General features: G+C 42.9%; 21 protein-coding genes and 1 pseudogene. 10 read left to right on the top strand and 12 right to left on the bottom strand.

Annotated elements, in window-relative coordinates; translation table 11 throughout:
- Nucleotides 1-19: 19 nt before the first annotated feature.
- The gene (locus ACIG3F_RS04725; protein ID WP_396469476.1) at nucleotides 20-2,776 is read right to left on the bottom strand and encodes an autotransporter assembly complex family protein; all 2,757 of its coding nucleotides are present in this window, start codon (nucleotides 2,774-2,776) and stop codon (nucleotides 20-22) included.
- Between the two features lie 174 nt (nucleotides 2,777-2,950).
- Here ACIG3F_RS04725 and ACIG3F_RS04720 point away from each other — a divergent pair, with 174 nt between their 5' ends.
- A complete protein-coding gene (locus ACIG3F_RS04720) occupies nucleotides 2,951-4,270 on the top strand; it encodes an MFS transporter (RefSeq protein ID WP_396469475.1) in 1,320 nt (439 codons plus the stop codon).
- A 3-nt stretch (nucleotides 4,271-4,273) separates the two neighbouring features.
- Complete coding sequence (coq7, locus tag ACIG3F_RS04715) at nucleotides 4,274-4,909, top strand: 2-polyprenyl-3-methyl-6-methoxy-1,4-benzoquinone monooxygenase (RefSeq protein ID WP_180074993.1); 636 nt, start codon at nucleotides 4,274-4,276, stop codon at nucleotides 4,907-4,909.
- Nucleotides 4,910-5,051: 142 nt separating this feature from the next.
- Here the strand turns inward: coq7 and ACIG3F_RS04710 are convergent, their stop codons facing one another.
- Nucleotides 5,052-5,753, bottom strand: coding sequence for a DUF1003 domain-containing protein (locus tag ACIG3F_RS04710; protein ID WP_396469474.1), 702 nt, complete (start codon nucleotides 5,751-5,753; stop codon nucleotides 5,052-5,054).
- A 277-nt stretch (nucleotides 5,754-6,030) separates the two neighbouring features.
- Between ACIG3F_RS04710 and ACIG3F_RS04705 the strand changes: the two genes are divergently transcribed.
- Nucleotides 6,031-6,732: a VIT family protein gene (locus ACIG3F_RS04705; RefSeq protein WP_005097209.1), complete on the top strand. Its 702-nt coding sequence runs from the start codon at nucleotides 6,031-6,033 to the stop codon at nucleotides 6,730-6,732.
- Between the two features lie 596 nt (nucleotides 6,733-7,328).
- On the opposite strand, the gene ACIG3F_RS04700 is transcribed toward ACIG3F_RS04705, so the two are convergent.
- The 4 genes from ACIG3F_RS04700 to ACIG3F_RS04685 form a co-directional block, all read right to left on the bottom strand.
- Entirely contained in the window at nucleotides 7,329-7,766 is a 438-nt protein-coding gene (locus ACIG3F_RS04700) for a 2-amino-4-hydroxy-6-hydroxymethyldihydropteridine diphosphokinase (protein ID WP_005170538.1), read from the bottom strand.
- On the bottom strand, nucleotides 7,723-8,103 hold the full coding sequence (gene folB / locus ACIG3F_RS04695) for a dihydroneopterin aldolase (RefSeq protein ID WP_074383219.1): 381 nt from the start codon (nucleotides 8,101-8,103) through the stop codon (nucleotides 7,723-7,725). The genes ACIG3F_RS04700 and folB overlap by 44 nt, the downstream gene beginning before the upstream one ends.
- A gap of 169 nt (nucleotides 8,104-8,272) precedes the next feature.
- On the bottom strand, nucleotides 8,273-9,571 hold the full coding sequence (locus ACIG3F_RS04690; protein ID WP_005097212.1) for an AarF/ABC1/UbiB kinase family protein: 1,299 nt from the start codon (nucleotides 9,569-9,571) through the stop codon (nucleotides 8,273-8,275).
- Between the two features lie 58 nt (nucleotides 9,572-9,629).
- Nucleotides 9,630-10,400 (bottom strand): HesA/MoeB/ThiF family protein, encoded by a 771-nt coding sequence (locus ACIG3F_RS04685; RefSeq protein ID WP_034608477.1) that lies wholly within the window; start codon nucleotides 10,398-10,400, stop codon nucleotides 9,630-9,632.
- A 484-nt stretch (nucleotides 10,401-10,884) separates the two neighbouring features.
- On the opposite strand from ACIG3F_RS04685, the gene ACIG3F_RS04680 reads away from it, so the two are divergent.
- Entirely contained in the window at nucleotides 10,885-11,415 is a 531-nt protein-coding gene (locus tag ACIG3F_RS04680) for a pyridoxamine 5'-phosphate oxidase family protein (protein WP_004731434.1), read from the top strand.
- Nucleotides 11,416-11,680: 265 nt separating this feature from the next.
- On the opposite strand, the gene ACIG3F_RS04675 is transcribed toward ACIG3F_RS04680, so the two are convergent.
- The 3 genes and pseudogenes from ACIG3F_RS04675 to ACIG3F_RS04665 all read right to left on the bottom strand — a co-directional run bounded on the left by ACIG3F_RS04675 (nucleotide 11,681) and on the right by ACIG3F_RS04665 (nucleotide 15,656).
- Nucleotides 11,681-13,318: an AMP-binding protein gene (locus ACIG3F_RS04675; protein WP_396469473.1), complete on the bottom strand. Its 1,638-nt coding sequence runs from the start codon at nucleotides 13,316-13,318 to the stop codon at nucleotides 11,681-11,683.
- 269 nt (nucleotides 13,319-13,587) lie between these two features.
- Nucleotides 13,588-14,722: pseudogene (locus tag ACIG3F_RS04670) on the bottom strand (acyl-CoA dehydrogenase family protein).
- Nucleotides 14,723-14,885: 163 nt separating this feature from the next.
- Nucleotides 14,886-15,656, bottom strand: coding sequence for an SDR family NAD(P)-dependent oxidoreductase (locus tag ACIG3F_RS04665; protein ID WP_396469472.1), 771 nt, complete (start codon nucleotides 15,654-15,656; stop codon nucleotides 14,886-14,888).
- 138 nt (nucleotides 15,657-15,794) lie between these two features.
- Between ACIG3F_RS04665 and ACIG3F_RS04660 the strand changes: the two genes are divergently transcribed.
- Complete coding sequence (locus ACIG3F_RS04660) at nucleotides 15,795-16,817, top strand: AraC family transcriptional regulator (protein WP_180181375.1); 1,023 nt, start codon at nucleotides 15,795-15,797, stop codon at nucleotides 16,815-16,817.
- A gap of 229 nt (nucleotides 16,818-17,046) precedes the next feature.
- Entirely contained in the window at nucleotides 17,047-17,400 is a 354-nt protein-coding gene (locus ACIG3F_RS04655; protein ID WP_004278774.1) for a hypothetical protein, read from the top strand.
- Between the two features lie 182 nt (nucleotides 17,401-17,582).
- On the opposite strand, the gene prmC is transcribed toward ACIG3F_RS04655, so the two are convergent.
- Both prmC and prfA read right to left on the bottom strand, forming a co-directional pair.
- The gene (prmC, locus tag ACIG3F_RS04650; RefSeq protein ID WP_396469471.1) at nucleotides 17,583-18,401 is read right to left on the bottom strand and encodes a peptide chain release factor N(5)-glutamine methyltransferase; all 819 of its coding nucleotides are present in this window, start codon (nucleotides 18,399-18,401) and stop codon (nucleotides 17,583-17,585) included.
- Nucleotides 18,401-19,489, bottom strand: coding sequence for a peptide chain release factor 1 (gene prfA, locus ACIG3F_RS04645; RefSeq protein ID WP_004645400.1), 1,089 nt, complete (start codon nucleotides 19,487-19,489; stop codon nucleotides 18,401-18,403). Before prfA ends, prmC begins: the two co-directional genes overlap by 1 nt.
- A 346-nt stretch (nucleotides 19,490-19,835) precedes the next feature.
- Here prfA and ACIG3F_RS04640 point away from each other — a divergent pair, with 346 nt between their 5' ends.
- The 4 genes from ACIG3F_RS04640 to ACIG3F_RS04625 all read left to right on the top strand — a co-directional run bounded on the left by ACIG3F_RS04640 (nucleotide 19,836) and on the right by ACIG3F_RS04625 (nucleotide 23,040).
- The gene (locus ACIG3F_RS04640) at nucleotides 19,836-20,252 is read left to right on the top strand and encodes a glycine zipper domain-containing protein (RefSeq protein WP_004645401.1); all 417 of its coding nucleotides are present in this window, start codon (nucleotides 19,836-19,838) and stop codon (nucleotides 20,250-20,252) included.
- A 246-nt stretch (nucleotides 20,253-20,498) separates the two neighbouring features.
- On the top strand, nucleotides 20,499-20,954 hold the full coding sequence (locus ACIG3F_RS04635) for a hypothetical protein (RefSeq protein ID WP_004278778.1): 456 nt from the start codon (nucleotides 20,499-20,501) through the stop codon (nucleotides 20,952-20,954).
- A 169-nt stretch (nucleotides 20,955-21,123) separates the two neighbouring features.
- A complete protein-coding gene (locus ACIG3F_RS04630) occupies nucleotides 21,124-22,128 on the top strand; it encodes an LLM class flavin-dependent oxidoreductase (protein WP_396469470.1) in 1,005 nt (334 codons plus the stop codon).
- Between the two features lie 348 nt (nucleotides 22,129-22,476).
- Nucleotides 22,477-23,040: a flavoprotein gene (locus tag ACIG3F_RS04625; protein ID WP_396469469.1), complete on the top strand. Its 564-nt coding sequence runs from the start codon at nucleotides 22,477-22,479 to the stop codon at nucleotides 23,038-23,040.
- A gap of 245 nt (nucleotides 23,041-23,285) precedes the next feature.
- Here the strand turns inward: ACIG3F_RS04625 and ACIG3F_RS04620 are convergent, their stop codons facing one another.
- Nucleotides 23,286-24,122, bottom strand: a complete 837-nt coding sequence (locus ACIG3F_RS04620; protein ID WP_005106620.1) for a pyruvate, water dikinase regulatory protein — start codon at nucleotides 24,120-24,122, stop codon at nucleotides 23,286-23,288.
- Nucleotides 24,123-24,157: the final 35 nt, after the last annotated feature.

Raw genomic sequence — 24,157 nt, 5'->3', positions numbered from 1 at the left:
TATTTTTTAAAATGATGTTTTATAACTGCGATCCAATAAAGAAATGTAAACGAATCGGATAATTGTCATCAGACAGTCCAGTCGCAACATCTATACGTATTGGCCCAATCGGTGAAGCCCAACGTACACCCACACCCGCGCCATATTCGGTCGGATTACTGAATTCTTTATTATAGGCATTTCCGGCATCTGCAAAGACCGCAGCACGCCAGCCTTCCTTAAACTGATAATTATATTCTAATGAAGCCACGCCCAAGGCCTGCCCGCCCACTTTAAAGCCGTCAATTTCCGGAGAAAGGCTCTTGTAGTCAAAACCGCGGATACTCTGGTCACCACCGGTGAAATATCTCAGGTTATACGGTACTTTGGCAAAATCTTGAGTAAAAATATAACCCGCGTCGGCACGCCCAACAAACTGATGGTCTGCATTTTCACCCAATGAATAGATAAAACGCCAGCCCGCATTCACAATGGCCATATCTGCATCAGAGAGTAAAGCCTCACTGCCCAGTTCAATCTTATAGGTCTGTTTGAAGCCTTTGGTTGGGTTGACCCGACGATCGCTCTCGGTACGTGAGACTTCATAACCGACTAATAGGGATTGCTGCTCATCTTCGGTATTAAAGCGAAAAGCTTCAGGAATCTGGTTAAAGTCAACAGAACCATCCTGCTTCAAGCGATCCAGACGATAACGTGCGCCGAAAGTCCGTTGCCAGCTACCACGTGGATTTTTGATAATCCGGTCTGCACCTAAGACTGCCGATTCAATCAACAGGCCTTCACCCTGTGCGACACCTTCACGCTCTTCACGCTCATACCCCCCCACAATACTGACATAGTCATTCAGCGGATGGTGATAGGGAATGTTATAACGTCCATCAATGGATTGGCGGATACCTGATAGCTCCATGTTGGCATCAAACGAATGTCCACGCTTGTTCACAATGGCACGGCGATATTGACCACGTAAACGGATATCGGTATCTGTGCCATAACCCAGACCCACTTCAGCACTATTTAAACGGTCTGCATTTAAAGTCACAATCACTGGAATCTTTTTCTCTTCCCGTGCCTGTACTTTTAAACGGTCCTGTTCATTCTCTTTGGTTTGCTGCTCAACCCGTAAAGTTCTTAAATTTGCGCTTTCCTGATCGCGGCTACCGGCAAACTGGTCTTCATCCACGACATTCTGGGTCACTTCCTGAGAAGAGGATACCGAGCGAGCTGGTTGCATCGTAGCAGCCTGATCTTCACTCCGTTTCTGTTCTTCAATCAGGCTTTGAATATCGGGTGCCAGTTCCAGCTCTTTATCAAGCGGATCAGGGCGAATCGCATCCACCAATGTATAATTAAAATAGCGTGAGTTGGTCAGGTTGTTGGCCAGGCTATTGACCCGCCAGAAGGTATAATCTGCACCATCTGTCCAGGTGACCAGACTTTCCAGTACGTCTCGATCCAGCGGAAATTCCTTTTCAGGATCGCTCATTCTGAACTCGACATTGCCTAATTTATAACGTTCACCCGTTTCGAAACGCAGATTCACATCGGCGGTATTTTGTGGCTGGGCAACCTTTACATCATGCAGACGCCAGAATGAATCAAAATAACCGTTGTTATTGGCTGCAGTAGTAATGCGTGTCTTGGTTCTTTCATAATTGCCATGATTGAAAATATCGCCTTCTTCCTGTTCAGGTAAAAGACTGATGACCTGGAATTGGGGCTGTTCCGCACCCTCTCCAGTAAATTCAATATTTTGAGTGCTGATCAGCACAGGTTCATTCGGGGTCACAAAAACCCGAACCCGACTGTCAGAGATTTTTTCAAACCTGAACTGAGCATTATAATAACCCACTGCCTGCGCTGCCTGTCTGGACAAGGTACGTAATTGCGGCAACGCTGAATTAAAGTCTCCAAAAGACTCTTGGGTAAAACTGGATAATTTGGCTTTGACATTATTTCTTAAATTCAGATGGCCTTCAGGCACATCTTTACGATTCAGCATACCGTTGCTTTGCGCCACACCTTGCCCATTCATGATCACCACATCTGCACTAATGCGAGGAACTCTTGCGGTCATGATCTGACGTGGAGGACGGATTTTATAAAATAGCCGTTTGAACAGATTCGGACGTTTATCATCCTCAGCAACCAACTGACCCGGCACTTCTGGCAAGGTCAATCCGGCTTCATTATTTTGTACAATAATCTGGCTGTCTGCCTGAATCGATTGCATCAATTGATCGACATTGACCGGCGCCTGATTAATTTCCAGCAGTTCTTGCTGACTAATATCGGCCACCACCGTTTCGCTGGTCTGAGTATTGCGATAGTTTTGTGCTTCCTGTTTGGCTTGCTCAGCTACCTGATAAATTTCATTGGCCATGTTCTGATCAATGGTCTGTACTGGCAGATCGTCCAGATCATCAAATTCGATCGGCGTAAATTCACTCAGACCAGATCCTGCATTTTGCTGTTGCTCCAGCATCGACATGCTGTCAACTGGAACGTCAGGCTCCAAGGCTTCTTCAATTTTTTCTTCCGCTTCCGTTTCGGACGTGGCCGCACCCTGACGAATCGCTTCTTTAGATAGCTCGTCCACCATTTCTGCCTGAGAAATGGCCACGGGCGTTTCGGGCTGTTCGGTTTGTGCCATGCTCTGATGGGATAACATCATAAAAAAGATGCTCATACAAAGCTGCATACCACTATGCTGTGGTATGAGAGGCCCCATACTGCGATTTAGCATCGTTTTTTTAAAATTTTTCTTTGCAGGCATAGCAAACTCTAAACGAATACATTCTTTAATTGATTATTTGACCGAAAAATATAAGCTAAGGAGCTTAATTAATTGGTTTTTACCTTTACATGGCTGAAAGTATCTTACATGATTTTTCTCAATGTTTACGCATAACTGACATTTCTTAATAAAACTTAATGTAGCACGGCCTATATGAACAAAAATGAACATTTGTTAGCTTCTCGGCGCTTTTTACCGATGTTTCTGACGCAGTTTTTTGGTGCATTAAACGATAATGTATTTAAACAGGCGTTACTGCTGGTTATCACTTATGGCTGGATTCAACAGCAAACGGCCAGCATCAGCACATTGAATAATCTGGCGGCTTTACTATTTATTCTGCCTTATTTTATTTTTTCAGCCACTGCCGGTCAGATTGCCGACAAATACGAACGTTCACAGCTGATTCGCTATCTCAAGCTTCTGGAAATTATCATCATGTTGCTGGGAACTATCGGTTTCCTGCTGGGCAATTTATGGATTCTGTTATTTGCCTTATTCCTGATGGGCACCCAGTCCACTTTCTTTGGCCCGATCAAATATGCCATTTTACCTGAAGTCCTAAAACCGAATGAACTGATGTCCGGCAATGCCCTGTTCCAGTCCGGAACTTCTCTGGCAATCCTGTTCGGTATGATTCTGGGCGGTGCAGTTATTGCAGCTTCCGCCGGCAACCTCATCTGGATCAGTTTAACCATCATCAGCATCGCCTTGATTGGTTATATATCCAGTCGCTATATCCTGAAACAAAGCATTCCCGCACCTGAGCTGCAAGTCGACTGGAATTTTTTTCGCACCAGCTTGCTGACCTTGAAATATGCCAAAGGCTTACCTTTAGTTTTTACCATTTTACTGGGCAATTCATGGTACTGGTTTTATGGTGCAACCTATCTGACCCAGATTCCTCAGCTGACGTTACAAAATCTGCATGCATCTGAAAATGTCGCCAGCTTGCTCTTAACGTTTTTTTCTGTCGGCATTGGCTTGGGTTCATATCTATGCCGGAAAATAGGCGGCAGCCAGGTCAATATCAAGATGGTGCCTTTTGGCGCGATCGGTCTGGTGATCTTTGCCCTATATCTGGCCGCGAGTCTGGCCTTCGTTCCGGAACGTACAGGTGCATTAATCGGCCTGGCAGATGTCTTTCAGCAAGGCTGGAGCTATTACCATGTGATGCTGGCTGTCACCTTACTCGGAATTAGCGGCGGTTTTTATATCGTACCGCTGTATGCCATGATGCAGGCGCATTCTCCCCGCTCACATCGTGCGCGTGTGGTTGCAGCAAATAACATTCTGAATGCCGTTTTCATGGTATCTTCTGCTATATTCTCGATTATTATTTTAAGTGTTTTAGAGCTTGATCTTAAAATACTTTTTTGTATTACCGCAGTGTTAAGCGGTCTGTTTACCCTATGGCTACTTTTCCGCCTGAAACCAATGATCAAAACTGCAAAAGCACCCTTGGAGGATTAATTCATGCGTCAATATACAGGTCTCGATAAACTGATTCATTCTTTTGACCAGGCATTACGCAGTCTAGTCCCGGGCACGACTTCGGCACAACGTGAAAATCCGGCCCAACCGGTCGAAACGCAGTTAACGGTCAGTGATGCACGTCATGTGGCAGGTTTAATGCGGGTCAATCATAGTGGTGAAGTCTGTGCACAGGCGCTGTACCACGGTCAGGCGATGACGGCGAAACTCCCGAATGTACGTCGTGAAATGGAACAGGCGGCAATTGAAGAACAGGATCATCTAGCTTGGTGTGAAGACCGCTTAAAAGAACTGGATAGCCATACCAGTCTGCTCAATCCGGTCTGGTACGGTCTTTCCTTTGGTATGGGTGCAATTGCCGGAATCGCAGGCGACAAATACAGTCTGGGTTTTGTGGCTGAAACAGAACGTCAAGTCAGCATGCATTTACAGCATCATATTAGCCAGTTACCACCGCAGGATGAACGTTCTCGCCGTATTCTGGAACAGATGAATGAAGATGAATTGCATCATCGGGATACAGCGTTAAACGCCGGTGGCGTAGACTTGCCTGTTCCGGTAAAAATGACCATGACGGCCATTTCCAAATTGATGACCAAAACCAGTTATTTTATTTGAATAAGATGGTTTTAGTTTGAGCCCACTCATGTGTGGGCTTTTTAAAACATCTCAAATCCTGATCTAAATTAACCGGTTAAAACTATGTGATCATGCCTCAAGATCACCTCATAAAATAATAGAGGTTCCTCGTCTTATACTTTCAATACTTCTTGTTCATTTCAGAAAGTAGGTCTAACTGGATTTCCTGGATTTGCACCAACCGTTCCCATTGATGCAGCAGCAGATGATCTAATTTTTCATGTAAATGCTGAATTTCCAGTTCAGCTTTTAAGTTGATCTGATAATCATTTTGCGAACGTAAGCGGTCTTTTGCTTCCTGTCTGTTCTGGCTCATCATAATAATAGGTGCCTGAATCGCCGCAAGACAGGAAAGGATTAAATTCAATAGAATAAATGGATAAGGGTCTGCAGGCTGAGTCACCATCACCACAGTATTTATCGTAATCCATAGACCTAGAAAAATTGCAAAACAGATCAGAAAGACCCAGCTTCCACCAAAAGTTGCAACTTTATCGGCCAGCCTTTCACCCAAGGTCCACTTTTGCTCTAATTCCGTTTCCACATTTTTGGTGATCAGTTCATGCTGATGCATGCTATGAATCACTTCGACCTCAAGATCTGTGACCTCACCCTTTTCCAAACTTAATAATGAATGTACATACTGCATGCGATAGCGGGTTAGATCTGTCTGACAAATATAATCTTGCGGCGTCCAGACTGGAATATCCTTGCCAATCTCTTCAGTAATGACTTTTCTGACCGTTCCCATCGGAGTAAGATCTTTCAGAAGAAAGTGCTTGCCGCACACCAAACATTTATGGCTCTCATTTTTTTCTTTCATGATAATTCTCTTTTTAAACCAGCTCACTCAGCTATAATTTTTATATAATTGTTTTTATTAAATAAATTTGATCCCTTGGATATCAATTATATATCAAGTCCGTCTGGTCTTTTGAATAAATGAATTTCACCTCGGTTTTATTTTGGATTGATAAAATACTTAACCAAGCGCACTATGATCTGATCATTCAAGGTAATTTTCAGATCGATTCAATCCTACTATCTATACATGACTTAAATTTACTATAATCATAATGATAATAAAAAAGGGCTTCATTGTGCGCCATTCATACCATCTTGAAAAACATTATATCGAACGTGCGGGCTGGCTTCGTGCAGCTGTACTGGGGGCAAATGACGGGATTATTTCGGTCACCAGTCTGGTGGTGGGTATCGCAGCCAGTGGAGCATCCACTGAAATTTTATTGGTAACCTGTGTTGCCGGATTGATTTCTGGCGCCGCATCAATGGCAGCTGGTGAATATATTTCAGTAAAATCCCAGCAAGATATTGAAACCAATGATCTACTCATGGAAGAGCGCGAACTGCAACGCCATCCCACCCATGAATTAAATGAGCTCAAAACGATTTATATACAACGAGGTCTGGAACCCGCTTTGGCACAACAGGTCGCTGAACAGTTGACCGACCATAATGCCTTGGATGCCCATGCCCGGGATGAAATTGGTATTTCAGCACATACCTCGGCTCAGCCCTTTCTCGCTGCATTTTCTTCGGCTATGGCATTTACGGTAGGTTCATTATTTCCTTTAATTTCAATCATGATTCTACCGGAACACTATCTGGATAAAGGCGTCATGCTGATTGGCGTTTTAAGTTTGGGGATGATGGGTGCACTGGCAAGCTATGCCGGTGGAGTAAGTGTATGGAGAGGTGCAGTCCGGGTGATGCTGTGGGGAATTATCGCCATGTTATTCAGTGCGTGGATCGGATCATTATTTAATGTGTCTGTTGCCTAAATATATGTTTATTTTTTTAGTTAGACACAGAATAGGATTGAGCGGTTCTTCTATCAACATCATTGAAAAATGTTTTTTCAAAAGACTAGCAGCTCTAACAAAATTTGAGTTTAATTAATATATGTTCGGTTTTAATTTAGACGCTTAAAACCAAAGATATATGCCTGAGAGGTACTGTTATGGAAACTACGATCATTCTTGCCATCTTGGCGATCATTATCGTATTGCTGATCATTTTTTATAACAAGAAAAAGTGAAAGGGCGATGATGCATTTTTACTGCTTTGAGGGTTTTTACTGATCTTAAAATAAATTCCAGAGCTTTAAATCAATCAAATATTAATTCCCTGTCGGAAAACCATGAAATCCCCATTGGATCACATAAAGGATCCCAAGGATTAAAATCACCGAAACCACAATTTCCAATATTTTCATTTTTAAATGATTCCTAAAATCTACCTGAGCCATCTTATCTGAATTTTTCTTTTCATATAAAAACAAAAAACTGCATCATAAAAAAGCCTGATCTTGTTTGATCAGGCTGGTTAACCATTCGTACTAGATAAATTGTATTAGCAGAAAATCATGTGATTCGATTTAAATCAGCTGTTCAACTCTTGGGAAACAATGTAACTCATGCTCGAATACAGGGTCTTGCCAGATATCAAACATGGGAACTTTTACATCCAAAGCCAGGGGCAATTTTTTTTCATTAAACTGCATATCTCGAAGATCTGATCCCCAGGCAATCAGATCTACATCCAGGGTAATTTGATGCGATGGACGTGTCCGCCCTGATGCCTGTTCCAGCTGTTTGAGCAGCTCAATAATTTCTGCACTCGACACCGAACTTTTTAATAGACATGCCGCATTCCAGTAGTCAGCTCCAATGCCATCCCGGCAAGGAATCCTATAAATGGGAGAGAACTGGACTTCTCCCCATTCAGAAATACCTTGCTGTGCAGCTTGAAAATGTTGCTGAGGATGACAATTACTCGCTAATGCTAGAGCGAAAATCGTTTCGGTGGCGTTCAAGACGTATCCCTACAGAATTGGCTTGCGCGATAATGGCAGGCTTACGGATCGTAATATTAATCGATTCAATTGCTGTAAAGGTAGTAAAAAGTGCATTCAGCACTAACTTTGCTGCATGTTCAATCAATTCAGGCTGAGCTTCTTGAATGACCTTGGCTGAAATCTCACAAATTTCTGCATAATTCAGCGTATCTGCAAGAGCATCTGAATTTGATGCCTGTTCTAAATCGGTTTGAATGGTCAAATCCAGCATTAAAGGCTGAATAATTTGACGCTCCCAGTTAAAGCAGCCCACGACTGTTTCAACCTTTAAACCTTCAATAATAATGGCGTCCATTGGATTGCTCGAGAATATGATATTTACAACTAATCTCCCTAAATCCCTCTTTTATAAAGAGGAACTTTTATCGCTTATACTTTATCAAGCAGTGAAACACTCCTCCCTGAGCTATTTTAAAGCGCTGCTTTAAAATTTGCGCAAGGAAGGGAGGTCGGGAGGGATTAAATTAATGCTTTAACAGTAAATTCGGATCAATGTCCTGAATCATTTGCAAACGCTGATCGGCATAGATATCGGTATATGGTGCCAAAATTCGCATAAAACGGTCGAAATACAGCATTTGCTTAAACAGCAAAGCAAAGTCGCGCGGGAAGCGGATGCCGTGACGTTCACCCACAGCCACCATATCCATCATGATATCGTTCAGATCAGCCGGATTTGATGTTAACAGCTCCTGAGGGTCTGCCATCAATACGCCACTGAATAAACGCTCAAGATCCGCTGCCAGAACTTTGGTATCAATCTGCACAGCAGTCATACCCATTTTCAGCATGTTCTGTGCCATCAACTCATAATTGGTATGTTGCAATGAATCCATAAATGCCATACATGCCGTCCATACCTCAGGTTTGAGCTGGCCAACAATGCCAAAATCGATAAAACCGACACGGCCATCTTCGAGCAGCATCAGGTTGCCTGCATGCAGATCGGCATGGAAACTGTTACACATCATCAGGCTGCCAAACCAGGTGTTCATTGCGGTAATGAGTACTTGAGATGGATCTTTGGATACTTTTTTGACCACTTCAAAATCGGTCAATGGCACACCATACAAGCGTTGCATGGTCAGCACACGACGGGTCGAATACTGATGATAAACCTTAGGTGCAGTCGCTGCCTTATTATTGGTGATATTCAGATAATTGACAAAATCATCCAGATTCTGTGCTTCTTCGATAAAATCAACTTCACGTACCATCCGGGTTTTGATTTCATCAACAATATCGGCTAGCGAAGCGAATTTGACTTTGGGCACGGCTTTTTCCAGCACTTTGGTCGCCCAGTGCAGTACATTTAAATCGGTGTATAAAATGGTTTCCACACCCGGTTTTTGTACCTTAATCACGACATCTTCGCCAGACACCAGCTTGGCCGCATGCACCTGTGCAATAGACGCAGAGGCCAATGGCGTTTCATCAATCGAGGCAAAGATCTCATCCAGATTACGCCCTTCAAATTCAGAGGCCAACACTTGCTGGATATAACTGAACGGCAAGCGTGGAGTCTGATCCAGACAGCCCTGAAATTCTTCTACATATTCACGCGGAAATAGAGACGGCGTACTGGCAATAAACTGCCCCAGCTTGATATAAGTTGAACCCAGAGATTCAAAAGTCTCCCGCATGAGTTTGGCATTGCTTGGCTTTTCAGTAGCATATTTAAAGCCCGCCTTTGCCGCAACGACCGCTGTTTCTCCCATGCGGGCAACTGAACGTATTCCATCTAACCAGATATTGTTTTTCATAATGTCTTAGGAAAAATTAATTACATGCAGTGTAGCAAAAAAATATTAATTTGCAGGCTTATCTTGCCTGACAGATCGGACAATCTGTATCTTTTTCGAAAGCGAGAATCCGCTGCTTAAAACTCAATCCATCCCATAACAGCAGTTTTTGTCTGAGTGGCATCAATCCCAAACCCAGATATAACAAGGCATGATGGGCTTGCAAGCTGGCCATCACGTTAGGCGTGGTCGCCAGTACTCCGGAATCTGCACAGCGCAGACTTTCATCGGCCTGATTCTCGGGTGGGAACAGGCAGGCATAGCAGGCCGAATCCCCTTCGAGCATAAAAAGTTGCCCTTGCAGGCCAATCGCCGAGGCACTCAACAAAGGTACATTCAGTTCTACACAGCGCTGATTAACCAGATAACGTGTCGCAAACTGGTCGCAACCATCCAGCACCAAGTCCTGATGCCGAATCACACTGACTGCATTTTCAGCCGTTAAGGCCTGATTAATATATTCAACCTGTACGTTTGGATTAATTTGGCCCAGTCGTTTCGCCAGAATTTCTGCTTTGTAAAGTCCAAGATCCTGCGGTGTAAATGCAAGTTGTCGCTGTAAATTGCTCATCTCGATCGTATCTGGATCGATTAGGGTAATTTTTCCTACACCGGCACGTGCCAAAAGTTCTGCCAGTGCACAGCCAATTCCACCACAACCAACAATGCAGACATTAGAAAATTTTAACCGTTCTTGAGCGTCAATATCCCAGTCATCTAAGAGAATCTGACGGCTATATAGATGCAATTCAGCATCAGTGAGTTCAAATTCTGGGGAGATGGCATCCATGTTAAATGTAGACAACGTCTTTCCTTGTTTCGAAAATTTTTAAAAGCGGTGGCAAAGATTAGCTTTACCGAAGTGTTTAAGTACTGATAAATTTCTGGAATATCAATCTCACAGTCAATTTACAGCATATCAATAAATGGTTCGGCCATCGTTGATGGCAAATAGCATATCAGCTAAACGCTCGGTATCAAGCTGCAGCCGCTATGGCTTGGCAAGATTTTTTGAATCACCTCAATTAAACAGTTCCGGCAAACAGCTCTTTCTCATTTATAAAAGGTGTAAGACCTGAAGTTTTTAAAATTTTTGTTATTGAATTCCCCTGTAAATCGAGCTGTCTTGTTTAGCAATTCTGTAGTCTCTGCCTGTATTTGAGTATGAAAATGTATGAGTTCAGTGAGACCTAAGGCATCTGTCTCTAAATATGATTAATCTAAAAATACCAAGCAATCTTTTCAGCTTTCATAAAATCGTATGGAGAACATACATGACCGAGCATAATAATACTCAACATGATAATCGTGAAAAATTATGGGAATTGATCAAGGATGTTCGTTACACCATGATCAGCCATTTAACCGACACACATGAAATACACTCCCAGCCGATGACCATGCTGAACTCCGAGCAGATGAATGAACGTCAAAACTTATATTTCATCCTGCGTAACACCAATGATCTGGTCAAAGCAGCAGAAACAGGCCGTGGTCAGATTGGTCTGTCTTTTGCAAAACCATCAGATGGTATTTACGTGTCGATTAGTGCACATGCCCAGATCAGTACTGACCGTATTCTGATTGAGCAATTATGGAATCCATGGGCTGAAAACTGGTTTGAAGGCAAGGATGATCCTACCGTACGGGTATTGATTGCAGAAGCAGTCAGCGCAGAATATTGGAATGTGACAGACAACAAAGTCACCCAGCTTTTTAAAGCCTTAAAAGGCGGCGTTACCGGTGAAGCGGGCGAACCGCATGCAGAACATCAAAAAGTGAATTTACAAGGCAATATCTGGTAAGTACCGAGATTTAGCCTCTTAAAATTAAGAGGCTAAATTTTTGATATATTTCATTTTAAATATTAATGTAATTTTACTGTAATGACATAAAATTATAATTTTGGCTTGCCTCAATCTGCTCTCTTAAAAATATAAGCTTAGGAAAATCAGCTCAACATTCAGCTTAATTTTAAATAGAAGAAAATTTATTTTCTCAAAAACCAAAAGGCTGCCATAGCAGCCTTTGAACATTCAATTAAAGGATGAATTTTGAAAATTAACTGACTCACTTCATCTCTTGAAGTTTGGCTATTTCCTGCTGTTTGAGTAAATTGCGCTGAATCTTGCCGCTCGATGTTTTAGGCAAAGACGCCACAAACTCAATCTCTTTCGGATAGGCATGTTTGGATAAGCGTGAACGTACATAACTTTGCAGTTTTAACATTAAATCCTCAGTAGCCGGATAGGCTGATTTAAGCACTACAAAGGCTTTCACTATTTCTGTTCGTTCTGGATCTGGCTTGCCAACGACTGCGGATTCAAGCACTTCCTCACATTCAAGCAAAGTACTTTCTACATCAAAAGGCCCAACCCGATAGCCCGAGGTTGTAATGACATCGTCCGCACGTCCAATAAAATCAATACCGCCATATTCATTCAGCTTCACGGTATCGCCAGTGAGATAATACTGACCAACAAATGACTTGCGGTTATGCCCAGCATAGCCTTCAAACCACATCAACGGTGAAGCTAAACAGTCAATTACCAAGGTTCCAATCCCGCCTTTTTCTACTTCCTGATGTTCTTTGTTCAATACAGCAAAACGATGCCCAGGAATGGCAAAACCGGCTGAACCAACTTTTTTATAATGCTCCAAGCCATGATGATTAGCGATCACCATACCCAGTTCAGTCTGTCCATATTGATCATAAATATTCACATTTAAATCATGGTTGAACCACTGAATCACTTCAGGCGTGAGCGGCTCACCCGCACTGCTTACCACGCGTAAATGTGAGGTGATGCCTGCATCAAATTTTTCTTTAAAACCAAAGAACATGCGAAATGCAGTTGGCGAACCCGTCAGGTTGCTGACCTGATATTTTTGAATGATTTGTACGGCGTTATCGACACTGAATCCACGCTCATCCATGATGATGCTGTGCCCTAAACTGAGCGGCCCTGCAATGCCATAATACAGTCCATACGCCCAGCCTAGGTCTGCCAGATTCCAGAAGGAATCTTCATCTCGCAGATCTACAGCGTGCAGCATATAACCTTTAAAGGCCAACAAGGCTTTTAAAGGCACAGGAACCAATTTTGCCAAGCCTGTGGTGCCTGAAGTAAACATCATCAGGAAGATATCATTAAACTGGCAATTTACCGGTTCAAACGCCTCTGGCTGTTGCTGTAAGGCTGTCCAGAAATCCGCATCTTGATAATTATCTGCTGCTGCCTGATGCACAGTCAGAATATTCGGGACATTGAGATCATGAAGTTTTAATCGCTGCTCTTCATCAGTAACGATCAACTGCGTATTGACGGTACTAATACGATGTTCAATGGCTTTGCTTTCAAAGGCAGTAAATAAAGGTTGATAAATGGCACCGATCCGCCAGGTGGCCAAGATGGTAATTAAGAGTGCAGGCGTTCTTGGCAGCAATCCTGCAATACAGTCGCCGGCCTTTAAACCCAGAGAATGCATATAATTCGCCAACTGTCCTGAGGCAAAGTCCAGTTGCTCAAAAGTCCACTGCTCAGCGTCACCGTTCTTGCCTTTCCAGATCAGTGCAGTTCGATTTTGACCCAGATAACGCCCACAACATTCGGTATAAGCATTGATGTTCTCTGCGCTTCCAACCAGATGTTCCTGAACCATATTTTCAAAATTAAAATCAGCATATGCCTGCTCTAGTGTCTTCATGACGACAACCTCTTTCCTATTGTAGTTTTCAGGCGACCTTGCCTGAGTTTATCCATTTGTATTTGTTGTTCCTGTTGATTCCATCAGCATACTTTTTTTCAAATCTGCATTCATGCCCTAGGACTAGAACATGAATAAGGCTTATTTTTCGATTATTCGTCCTGTATGTCTTTAGATCATTATGTTCAGTTGAATCCTGAAATTTCCATATCCATCAATGTAAGTGCAGGATTTGAACATCAATCAAAGTCTGTTTTTTAAATTAAAAATCAGCGTTGACACACTTCACGCGCAATCACCAGACGTTGAATATCCGATGCACCTTCATAAATCTGGCTCACTTGCACATCACGATAAATCCGCTCGACCGGAAAATCAGAGACATAACCGTAGCCACCATGAATCTGAATCGCATCTGAACAGACTCGCTCTGCAATGGTCGATGCAAACAGTTTTGCCATCGATGCTTCTTTTAAACACGCCAAGCCTGCATCTTTTAAGGTTGCAGCATGCAAGACGAGCTGGCGCGCGGCTTCAATTTGTGTCGCCATATCTGCAAGTCTGAATGCCACAGCCTGATGCTGCACAATTTCTACACCAAAGGCTTTACGGTCATTGGCATATTCCACTGCAGCATCTAGCGCAGCCCGTGCCATACCGAAAGATTGTGCCGCAATGCCGATCCGACCCGATTCAAGGTTCGACAAGGCAATTTTATAGCCTTCACCTTCCTGACCTAGCAAATTGGCAGCAGAAATCCGACAATTATCCAGAACGATGGTCGCGGTATCCGAACAATGCTGACCCATTTTCTCTTCTAGGCGTGACACGATATAACCCGGTGTATCGGTCGGCACCAGAAAGCATGAAATACCTTTTTTCCCCGCCGATTTATCGGTCACAGCAAAGACTAAGGCAATCTGTGCGTGTTTACCTGTGGTGATAAACTGCTTGGTGCCATTTAGCACCCATTCATCGCCATCACGTTCGGCTTTACACTCCAATGAACTGGCATCCGAACCGGCCTGAGGTTCCGTCAAGCAGAAACAGCCCAGCCATTCACCGGTCGCCAGTTTAGTCAAATACTGCTGTTTTTGTGCTTCAGTGCCATAACGCTGAGTAATACCACAAGGCAAAGAATTCTGCACACTGATAATCGTCGAGATGGCACCATCACCTGCGGCGATCTCTTCTAGCGCCAAGACCAGTGATACATAATCCAGGCCTACCCCCCCATTCTTCAGCCACTGTCATACCCAATGCGCCAAGCTCGCCCAGCTCTTTAAGTTCTTGTGCTGGGAATTGTGCCGTTTTGTCGCGTGAGGCCGCTGTCGGTTTCAGTTTCTGCTGCGAATAATTGCGCATCATGTCCTGAATCATTTTTTGTTCATCATTTAAAATCACGGGTATTTCCCTTCTTTATTTGTTCTATCCAACATCAGCACAGACTTTTTAATTTTCAAAATCTGATGTTTTTTTGGATGTATTCGACAAATTCAGCATGCAACTTTCCCTGACACGTCATTGCCATTTTGATGAATCAGAGAAAGTATATTTATTTAATGAATTATTTTGGTGCCATACGGATTGCGCCATCCAAACGAATGACCTCACCATTCAAATAACTATTTTCAAAAATATGTCCCACCAGATGGGCAAATTCCTGTGGTTTTGCCAGACGTGGTGGAAACGGCACCATTTGTCCTAAAGCATCCTGGACATTTTGTGGCATGCCTTTTAGCATCGGAGTTTCCATAATGCCCGGCGCGATGGTCATGACACGGATCGCTTCACGGGCCAGTTCACGTGCCAGAGGTAAAGTCATTGCGACTACTGCACCTTTAGAAGCTGCATAGGCAGTCTGACCAATTTGGCCGTCATAAGCGGCAACCGAAGCGGTGTTCACAATCACGCCACGTTCTTCTTCACCAGCTTGCAGCTCATATTTTGCAATTAAAGCCGCCGCATGACGCAACATATTAAAAGTACCGTTTACATTAATATTCAGCACTTTTTGGAACATTGCCAATTCATGGATGCCGTTACGACCCAATACTTTGGCGGATGGCGCAATCCCGGCACAGTTGATCAAACCATTCAGTTGGCCATATGTGCTTTCAACATGAGCGAAGAAAGCTTCAACTGTCTGTTCATCGGTCACATCGAGCTGTACAAATTCAGACTGTGAACCCAGTTGCTGCTGTAGTACCTGCCCCTGCTCCTGATTCATATCGACCAGAATCACTTTAGCGCCGTGTTCAACCAAATGAGTTGCTGTGGCTGCACCCAAACCCGAGGCACCACCGGTGATCACAATAACTTTTCCCTGAATGTTCATGTTTATTTCCTAGCGATTTTTCTATTTCAGATACGACTTAATATGCAGAGTAAACAGAGTTTTTCTTCTGTACAATTTCCAAATATTGCATCTTGCATGATGTATTTGGACAATGAAAACAAGGATGTCAGACTGAATATGCATAAGCCTGCACTGGAATATAGCAAAGGCACCATCTCGATTGACCTGGTGAACGAAGCATTGCTGGATGCCAAACGGCTGCAATTTGATATCCCTGCCATTTTGAAAAAAGCCAATATCCCAGCAGAAGTATTAAATGCTCCCAAGGCACGCGTGTCGGTCAGCCAATTTGCCCAATTATGGACTGTGCTTGCAGACAGCATGAATGACGAATTTTTTGGCATGGACAGCCATGCCATGCGTCGTGGCAGTTTTAAATTGCTTTCGAAAATGGTTATGCAGGCAGATACACTGGAAAAAGCGCTGCAAAACATTCTGCAATTTCTCAACTTGGTTTTGGACGACCTGCAAAGCACGCTCATGGTTGAGGAACACTATGCCTATATCGTGATTTATGATTTAAAAACAACCAAACGCATGTTTAGTTATGCGACTTATCTGATGCTGATTCATACCCTGATCTGCTGGTTAAGTGGACAACGGATTTTGCTTAATCAGATTCAATTGAAATGTGCAGCACCACTGAATGATTTTGATTACAAAGTTCGATTCTGTGAACAGATTGAATATCAGGCCAGCGAAAATTACGTGCAATTTGATGCCAGCTATCTGCAACTGCCGATTAAACAGGATACTCAGTCTTGGTATCAGTTTATTCAGCAAACACCACAAAATTTATTGGTGCGTTTTAAAAACCCCTATGCCTTGAGCACCCAGATTCGCCGAAAATTGCTACAGGTTTCGCCGGCAGAATGGCTGGAACTGAATGAACTAGCCTTAAAAATGAATATGTCTGAAGCCACCATGCAACGGCGTTTAAAAAGTGAAGGTGTGAGCTATCAGCAATTAAAAAATGAGATACGCCGGGATACCGCCATTGAGTTACTGACCCGTACTGAACAAAGTTTACAAGAGATCAGCGATCAGCTTAACTTTCAGGAATCCAGTGCATTTCATCGTGCATTCAAAAAGTGGACTGGCGTCAGTCCAGGTGCGTATCGACAAAATAATATTAGATAATTTATATAAAATTAGACTTTAAAAATATTACCGAAAAAATACTTGGATTCTAAACATTTATTTTTATTATGATTATATATTTCAAGCCCTAAAATATATATTAGCAGGACTACACAGTCACCCAGAAAGCTTTGCAATTCACCCGGAAATAGATTATTTTTCATTCAATTTATAGCACTTTTGCTATTGGCTGTACTCTCCATTTTCCTTTCTAGTTGAAGGTATCTCCATGTTAAAGATGACTGATGTACTTGGGCAAAATCTTGTCCAAAACTTCTCTAAAGCTTTATTTTCTTCGACTGATCTCATCACAGAACAGTTGAATCAAGGGATTTTAAATGCATCGGATGCAGAACTGAAAGATGCAATTTTGCACTTCTTTAACCAAGTAGATGCTGTGGAAGCAGCTCAGGCCCTTGAAATTCCGGCAGAACGTATCAACGAGTTACAACAAGGTATTGCCTTGAAAGATGAAAAATCTCTGGCAGACACTTTGAAAGTTGTAGCGCTTTGTCTGGCAATGGAAACTGGCAGTTTGGATCAGGTAGAAGTCTATGACTGTCTACAAGACTATCCAATGTAATTATTTTTAAAAATTCCTCGAAAGCGGTGCTCTGGCATCGCTTTTTTGTTTTTAGTTATACTGCGTTGGCGTCATGTCATTCAAAATACTTAAGGTTTCAGATGCAGTCAGGAATTTATAAAGAAAAAATCCAATAAAAAAGCGACCACATCGGTCGCTTTTTTATAAAGATAGATGACAGATTAATGTGGCCATTGACCCAAAGTTACGCGATCATTCCCGCCATAATCTTTAACCGTGCGGACTTGCTTATAACCCGCCTGTTTAAATAGATGTTGTACGGCGTCTGCCTGATTATAACCATGCTCAAGCACCACCCAACCATTCACGGTCAAATGCTTCTTGGCTTGCAGAATAATCATTTCAATATCGGCCAGCCCCTTTTTATCTGCCACCAGCGCACGTTCCGGTTCAGTCGCCAGATTCTGCATATGCATATCATCAGGGTCGATATAGGGTGGATTCGATACAATGGCATCAAAGAATTGACGGTCAAATGGTTTCAACCATGAACCTAGAACGAATTCTACATTCTCAATATCATGTTGTTCCGCATTATATTTCGCCACCTCAAGCGTAGGCTCGTAGATATCGGAAGCCGTTACTGTCCAGTTAGAACGTTCAGATGCCAGTGATAAGGCAATTGCGCCAGTACCTGTACCCAAATCTACCACACGGGCATCTTCAGGCAGGTCTAACTTCAATACCGTCTCAACCAGTACTTCAGTATCCGGACGTGGCACCAAGGTATCTTTGGTCACTTTGAGGTCCAAAGTCCAGAATGGCTGTGAACCAGTGACATAAGCCAAAGGCTCACCGGCAGCAATACGCGCCAACCCGTCTTTATACGCCTGTTCCTGTTCCGGCGTTAACTCCTGATCCTTTTTCATCAGCAGATCAAATGAATCAATCTTGGTGATGTGTTCCAGTAACCAGGCATTTTCCTGACGTTCGTAACTTTCAGCTTCGCCGCGCAAAGCCAGGGCTTGTAAAATATTCATTATCCACCATTCTGCTGTGCAAGCATGGCTAACTGATCCGCCTGATATTCGCGATGCAGGCTATCCAGCAATTCAGTCAAATCACCTTCCATCACGGCATCCAGCTTGTATAAAGTCAGGTTAATGCGGTGATCGGTCATACGACCTTGCGGATAGTTATAAGTACGGATACGTTCTGAACGATCACCCGATCCCACCAGGTCACGACGCATTTCCGAGGTTGCTGCATCTGCTGCTGCACGTTTGGCATTTTCCAAACGTGATACCAGCAGTGCCATCGCTTTGGCCTTGTTCTTATGCTGTGAACGTTCTTCCTGACATTCCACTACGGTGCCGGTTGGAATGTGAGTAATACGTACTGCAGAATCGGTTTTGTTAACGTGCTGACCACCTGCACCTGAAGCACGATAGGTATCAATCCGCAAATCAGATGAGTTGATTTCAACAGAGGTATCGACATCAATTTCAGGAAGAATCGCAACGGTACATGCTGATGTATGCACTCGGCCTTGTGATTCGGTCGCCGGTACACGCTGTACACGATGCGCACCACTTTCGAATTTTAAACGACCGTAAACACCGTCACCATTAATCAGGCAGATGACTTCTTTATAGCCGCCATGTTCGCCTTCATTTTCAGAGAGGATTTCAATACGCCAGCCTTGGTTTTCCGCATATTTACTATACATACGGAATAAATCGCCCGAGAAAATCGCTGCTTCATCGCCACCTGTTCCGGCACGAATCTCAAGATAAGCCGAGTTGGCATCATTCGGATCTTTCGGAATCATCAAGATGTTCAGATCAGCTTCAAGCGATTCAATTAAAGCTTTATTCTCTTTAATCTCTTCCTGCGCCATTTCCTTAAAGTCCGGATCTGACAGCATGGCCTGAGCCGTTTCAATGTCTTCTTCCGCCTGTCTGTACTTGGTCCAGACATTAGTGATTTCTGTTAAGTCATTATGCTCACGTGACAATTGACGGAAGCGCTTATTATCAGAAATGACTTCTACATCAGCCAGTAATGCGGTCAATTCTTCATGGCGGTCAGAGAGTTGGTCTAATCGTAAACGTAACGATTCTTTCATTTTCTAAAAAATCTCAAACATAGGCTGGGACTAAAAACCGATTTAGCACAGCGAAATCAAAAAATTGCGCCTAGTTTAACGACTCTGGCTTCTAATGAACATCATTATTGAGTAAGTCCGCGTTGCTATCATTCGTGCTCTACAGCATTTGTTAACAAATATGATTAAAAACAGTGGAATTGCTTTTTTTATAGTCGATCTTATTCTTAATTTCTTGCCGATTTTACAATTCGCCAAATAAAGCAGGGAATTATGAAGAAACATCTTCATATTGTTTTGGGCATGATTTGTTACATTTTCCGCATCGAAATAACTACAGTCCTGTGGATGGACACGGAGTGATGACATGAAACTCAACGCACTTTTAATGAGTACAGTTTTAGCTGCTGGTTCAATGATGACCGTAAACGCACATGCCGACAGTACAGCGCGTGTTGCAGCAGCAAGTGCTTTAGGTAGTGTTGCAGGTACAGCATTAGGTAAAAACATGGGCGGTAATACCGGCGCAACCATTGGTGCTGCTTTAGGTGGTGCTGGCGGTGCAGCGGTTGCAAGCAGCAAAAAAAACCGGACTGAATCTGCCATTGGTGGCGCTCTAGGCGGCGGTGCAGGTTATACCGTAGGTAAAAATATGGGCGGTACTAACGGCGGTTATATCGGTTCAGCTTTGGGTGCTGCCGGTGGTGCTGCACTAGGTAACAAGATTGCAAAAGATAAAGCAGCTGAAAAACGCTCTAAACACTGGAAAAAACGTTACCGTTAATTTGCGCTCAGGCTGTTTAGACCAGACGCTACATTTAACATGAAAAGCATCTTTTGGTGCTTTTTTTTATTACTGTTTCATAACATGAAATTTCAAGTAATACATGGAATTATCCTGTCCACATCATGAATAAATTAAGGAGATAAAAATCACAATTCGCCAACATTGCCTTCATGCTGTTTGGCGCTTGCTAGATTAAATTTATCTCATCAACAAAATATAGCTAGATATATAAAAGGTGTCCTCATGAACTATAAATCTCTAATGATCGCTGTCGTAGCAACCTCAGCCATGGGTATGACAGCTGCCAATGCAGGCAATACAACCAATACAGCTTTAGCTTCTGCTTTGGGTGGTGTCGTTGGTGCCGCAGTCGGTAATAAAATGGGTGGTACAACTGGCGCAACAATCGGTTCAGCGATTGGCGGTGGTGCGGGCGCCGCAGTAGCAGCAAATAAACGTGACCGTAATGGTGCGATTATCGGTGGTGCCCTAGGTGGCGGTGCAGGTTATGCAGTTGGCCGAAACATGGCAGGCACCAACGGTGGTTATATCGGTGCGGCACTGGGTTCAGCAGGTGGTTCGGCCTTAGGTAAAAAAGTTAGCGAAGACCGTCGTTATGATGACCGCAGCGAACGTCGCTATAACTCTTCTCGTAACTACCGTTATAACGATTATCGCTATAACAACCGTCGTCGTTAAGATTCTCTCCCCTTATTCTTTTCTCCTTTATAAGCATCTTCGGATGCTTATTTTTTTGCCTTTATTTTTTATCTTTATCTTTTGGTTTACACTTATATCGATTTTTTTCGATATACAAATATACTCTAAAGTCGTATGCTTTTAGAGATGTTTATTTAAGAGTAATACTATGCGTACGCTTAACGATACCCAGTTCTCTATACTCGAACTGGTTCCTGTTCGTGACGACAAGAGCATTCAATTCGCGCTGAATCATGCGCTGGAACTTGCCCAAACAGCAGAAAAATTGGGTTATCGCCGGATGTGGCTGGCAGAACATCATAATATGGATGGCATTGCCAGTTCAGCAACCGCAGTTCTCTTAGGCTATTTACTGGCGAATACTAAAACCCTAACTTTAGGCTCTGGTGGAATTATGCTGCCGAATCATGCTCCACTAGTAGTAGCAGAACAGTTCGGCACCTTGGCAACGCTCTATCCGGATCGTATTGAACTGGGTCTGGGCCGCGCACCCGGTACAGATCAAATGACCATGCGTGCCCTGCGTCGTGGCCGTCAGGAAACCGAAGATCAGTTTCCACAAGATGTTCTGGAAATTCTGCAATATTTTAAAGATCCAATTCCAGGACAGCGTATTGTGGCAACGCCCGGTCAAAGCACGCATGTACCTGTATGGTTATTAGGGTCCAGTCTGTTTAGTGCGCAATTGGCAGCAAAACTCGGCCTACCTTATTCCTTCGCTTCGCATTTTGCCCCGCGTATGCTGGGTCAGGCCATTCAGCTTTATCGTGAAAACTTTGAACCTTCTGAATACCTGGATCGTCCTTATGTGTCGATGGGTGTACCGACCTGTGTCGCAGATACTGATGAAGAAGCAGAATATCTAGCGACTAGTGCCTATCAGCGGGTTTTATCACTGATTCGTGGACAAAGCCTGAAACTTAAAGCACCAATTGACTCCATGAAAGGTCTGTGGTCGCCGCCGGAAAAAATGTCAGTCGATAATTTCTTTGCCATGGCTCAGGTCGGCTCCAAAGAAACCGTTAAAGCTGGGCTAGAATCGCTTTTGGCTAAATATGATGTGGATGAGTTTATCTTTACTTGTGACATCTATGACACTGACAAACGCCTGCACAACTTTGAGCTATTAATGCAAATTAAAAATGGTCAGTAAATGAGAGTTGCATCTACCTATTCTCAGCAATGGGTAGATGTTTTTCATCTTTAAAGATAAATGACTAAAAGAAACATCCCAGTAAAATCATTTTTATTGACCTTTTCTATTAAAAAGCTTCTTTCTTGAACGAATACTTCACTTCTTTTCCTTCATCCATCTCAGCAAGTTAAAAGTCATTCCTTTTGGATCGCCTGTAAATCCATTCAGTCTTCAATAAAATCAGATTTTATATTTTGGTCAAATAGATGACTGTCTAAGTTAAATTTTTCACTTTACCCTGGCTTGAGTTTTTGTTTATATCTCATACAAAGAAAATTAATTATTAAATAAATTCAAGGAATTCTAATGTCTACCAAGCATGATCCACACGCTGGTATTTTTGAAAATCGCCCCGAACATTTTCAGCAGTTTAATGGAATTAAAGTGCCCTCTTCCGAACTGTTAAAATTGGGTTATGCAGATAAAGATATTGCGATTATTGGCACGGATCAGTTTACCGTGAGCCAGCTGGATAAAATCAGTCAACATGCCCGTTCGGTAAAAGTTTTCCAGATTAATCCTGCTTTTGTACTGCCCGGTTCCGACCGAATTCTGCAACGAATTATTAATCATCCATTGATTGGCAAAAATCGTCGCTTATTTAACAACCGCATTAAAAGTTTGCTTTCTCTACGGTTTTTAGAAAATCAGGTACAGAATTTGTGGCTAAGACGCCAGTTAATGCCAAATCTTGCATCTTCCCGTAAAATTTATCTGAAATCAGATCATTATTATGCTGCCCTACAGCGTGAAAATTGCCACCTGATTACCTGGCCGATTCTGAAAATTTCGGAAAATACGATTCATTGTATCAATGGTGAACAGCATCCGGTCGATATCATTATTCATACTTATTCAGCAGAAAAATAACTCTTAATAACGAGTAATGATAAGAAATTAATGAGCTGATAATGAGATTTTAAATTACATGCTACAAACCAATTGATGATTTTTTCAATGGATTGATCAAAAAACACTCTCAGGTATTTTTAAAAATGATACCCAATATTTTATTTGAATTATAAAACTCATACATTATTTCGATTAATCAATGCTTACTAGTAATTTTCAACTATAAATCAAAGCCAAACCGAAGTTTGGCTCTGGTTGATTTCTTAACCGATTCGACGTTTTAAACCGGTCATCTGCAACACACGTGTTGAGATTTCTTCAATCGACATTTCAGACACATTCAGGTACTTGATGCCTTCCGAAATATAAATCCCTTCAATCGCACGCAACTCCATCTGACACTGACTAAAGCTAGCATAACGGCTATTGGCTTTACGCTCAGAACGGATAGCTACAAGGCGTTCCGCATCAATCATCAGGCCAAACAGCTTGTTTTTATGCGGTCGCAGCACGGCTGGCAAGCGGTTATCGTCCAAATCTTCTTCAGTTAGCGGGTAGTTCGCCACGCGAATACCGAACTGCAAAGACAGATAAATAGAGGTCGGGGTTTTGCCTGAACGCGATACACCAATCAGGATCAGGTCAGCTTTATCATAATGACGGGTACGTGCGCCGTCGTCATTGTCTAAAGCAAAATGAACAGCATCAATACGAGCCTTATAAGACTCGGAGTCGGTCACCGCATGGGTCTGCCCGACTAAAGTTGTAGGAATCGTACCCAACTCATCAGCCAATTTACTAATAAGCCCTTCAAATACATCAAGATTTACCGCATTTGCGGTATTAATAATATCACGCACATAGGGATCAACCAGGGTATCAAATACCAGCGGTTTTTCACCGTCGACTTGAGCTCTTGCATTGATCTCTGCCACCACGTTTGTGGCCGCTTCTTCGGAACTAATGTAAGGGATAATATGAATGTCAAATTTCACATGCGGAAACTGCGCTAACAGCGAGTGTCCAAGGGTTTCAGCGGTGATGGCGGTACCATCTGAAATAAAGAAAACACTACGCTGAATTTGTTTACCTTCCGACATTAAAATTCTCCTCCAACATTTGTCTTAGTGCTATA

This window comes from Acinetobacter sp. NPDC052428, assembly GCF_044547685.1.
Lineage (GTDB): Bacteria > Pseudomonadota > Gammaproteobacteria > Pseudomonadales > Moraxellaceae > Acinetobacter > Acinetobacter lwoffii_G.
Note: the sequence above shows the minus strand (reverse complement) of the source record. Positions and strands in the feature narration are given on the sequence as shown.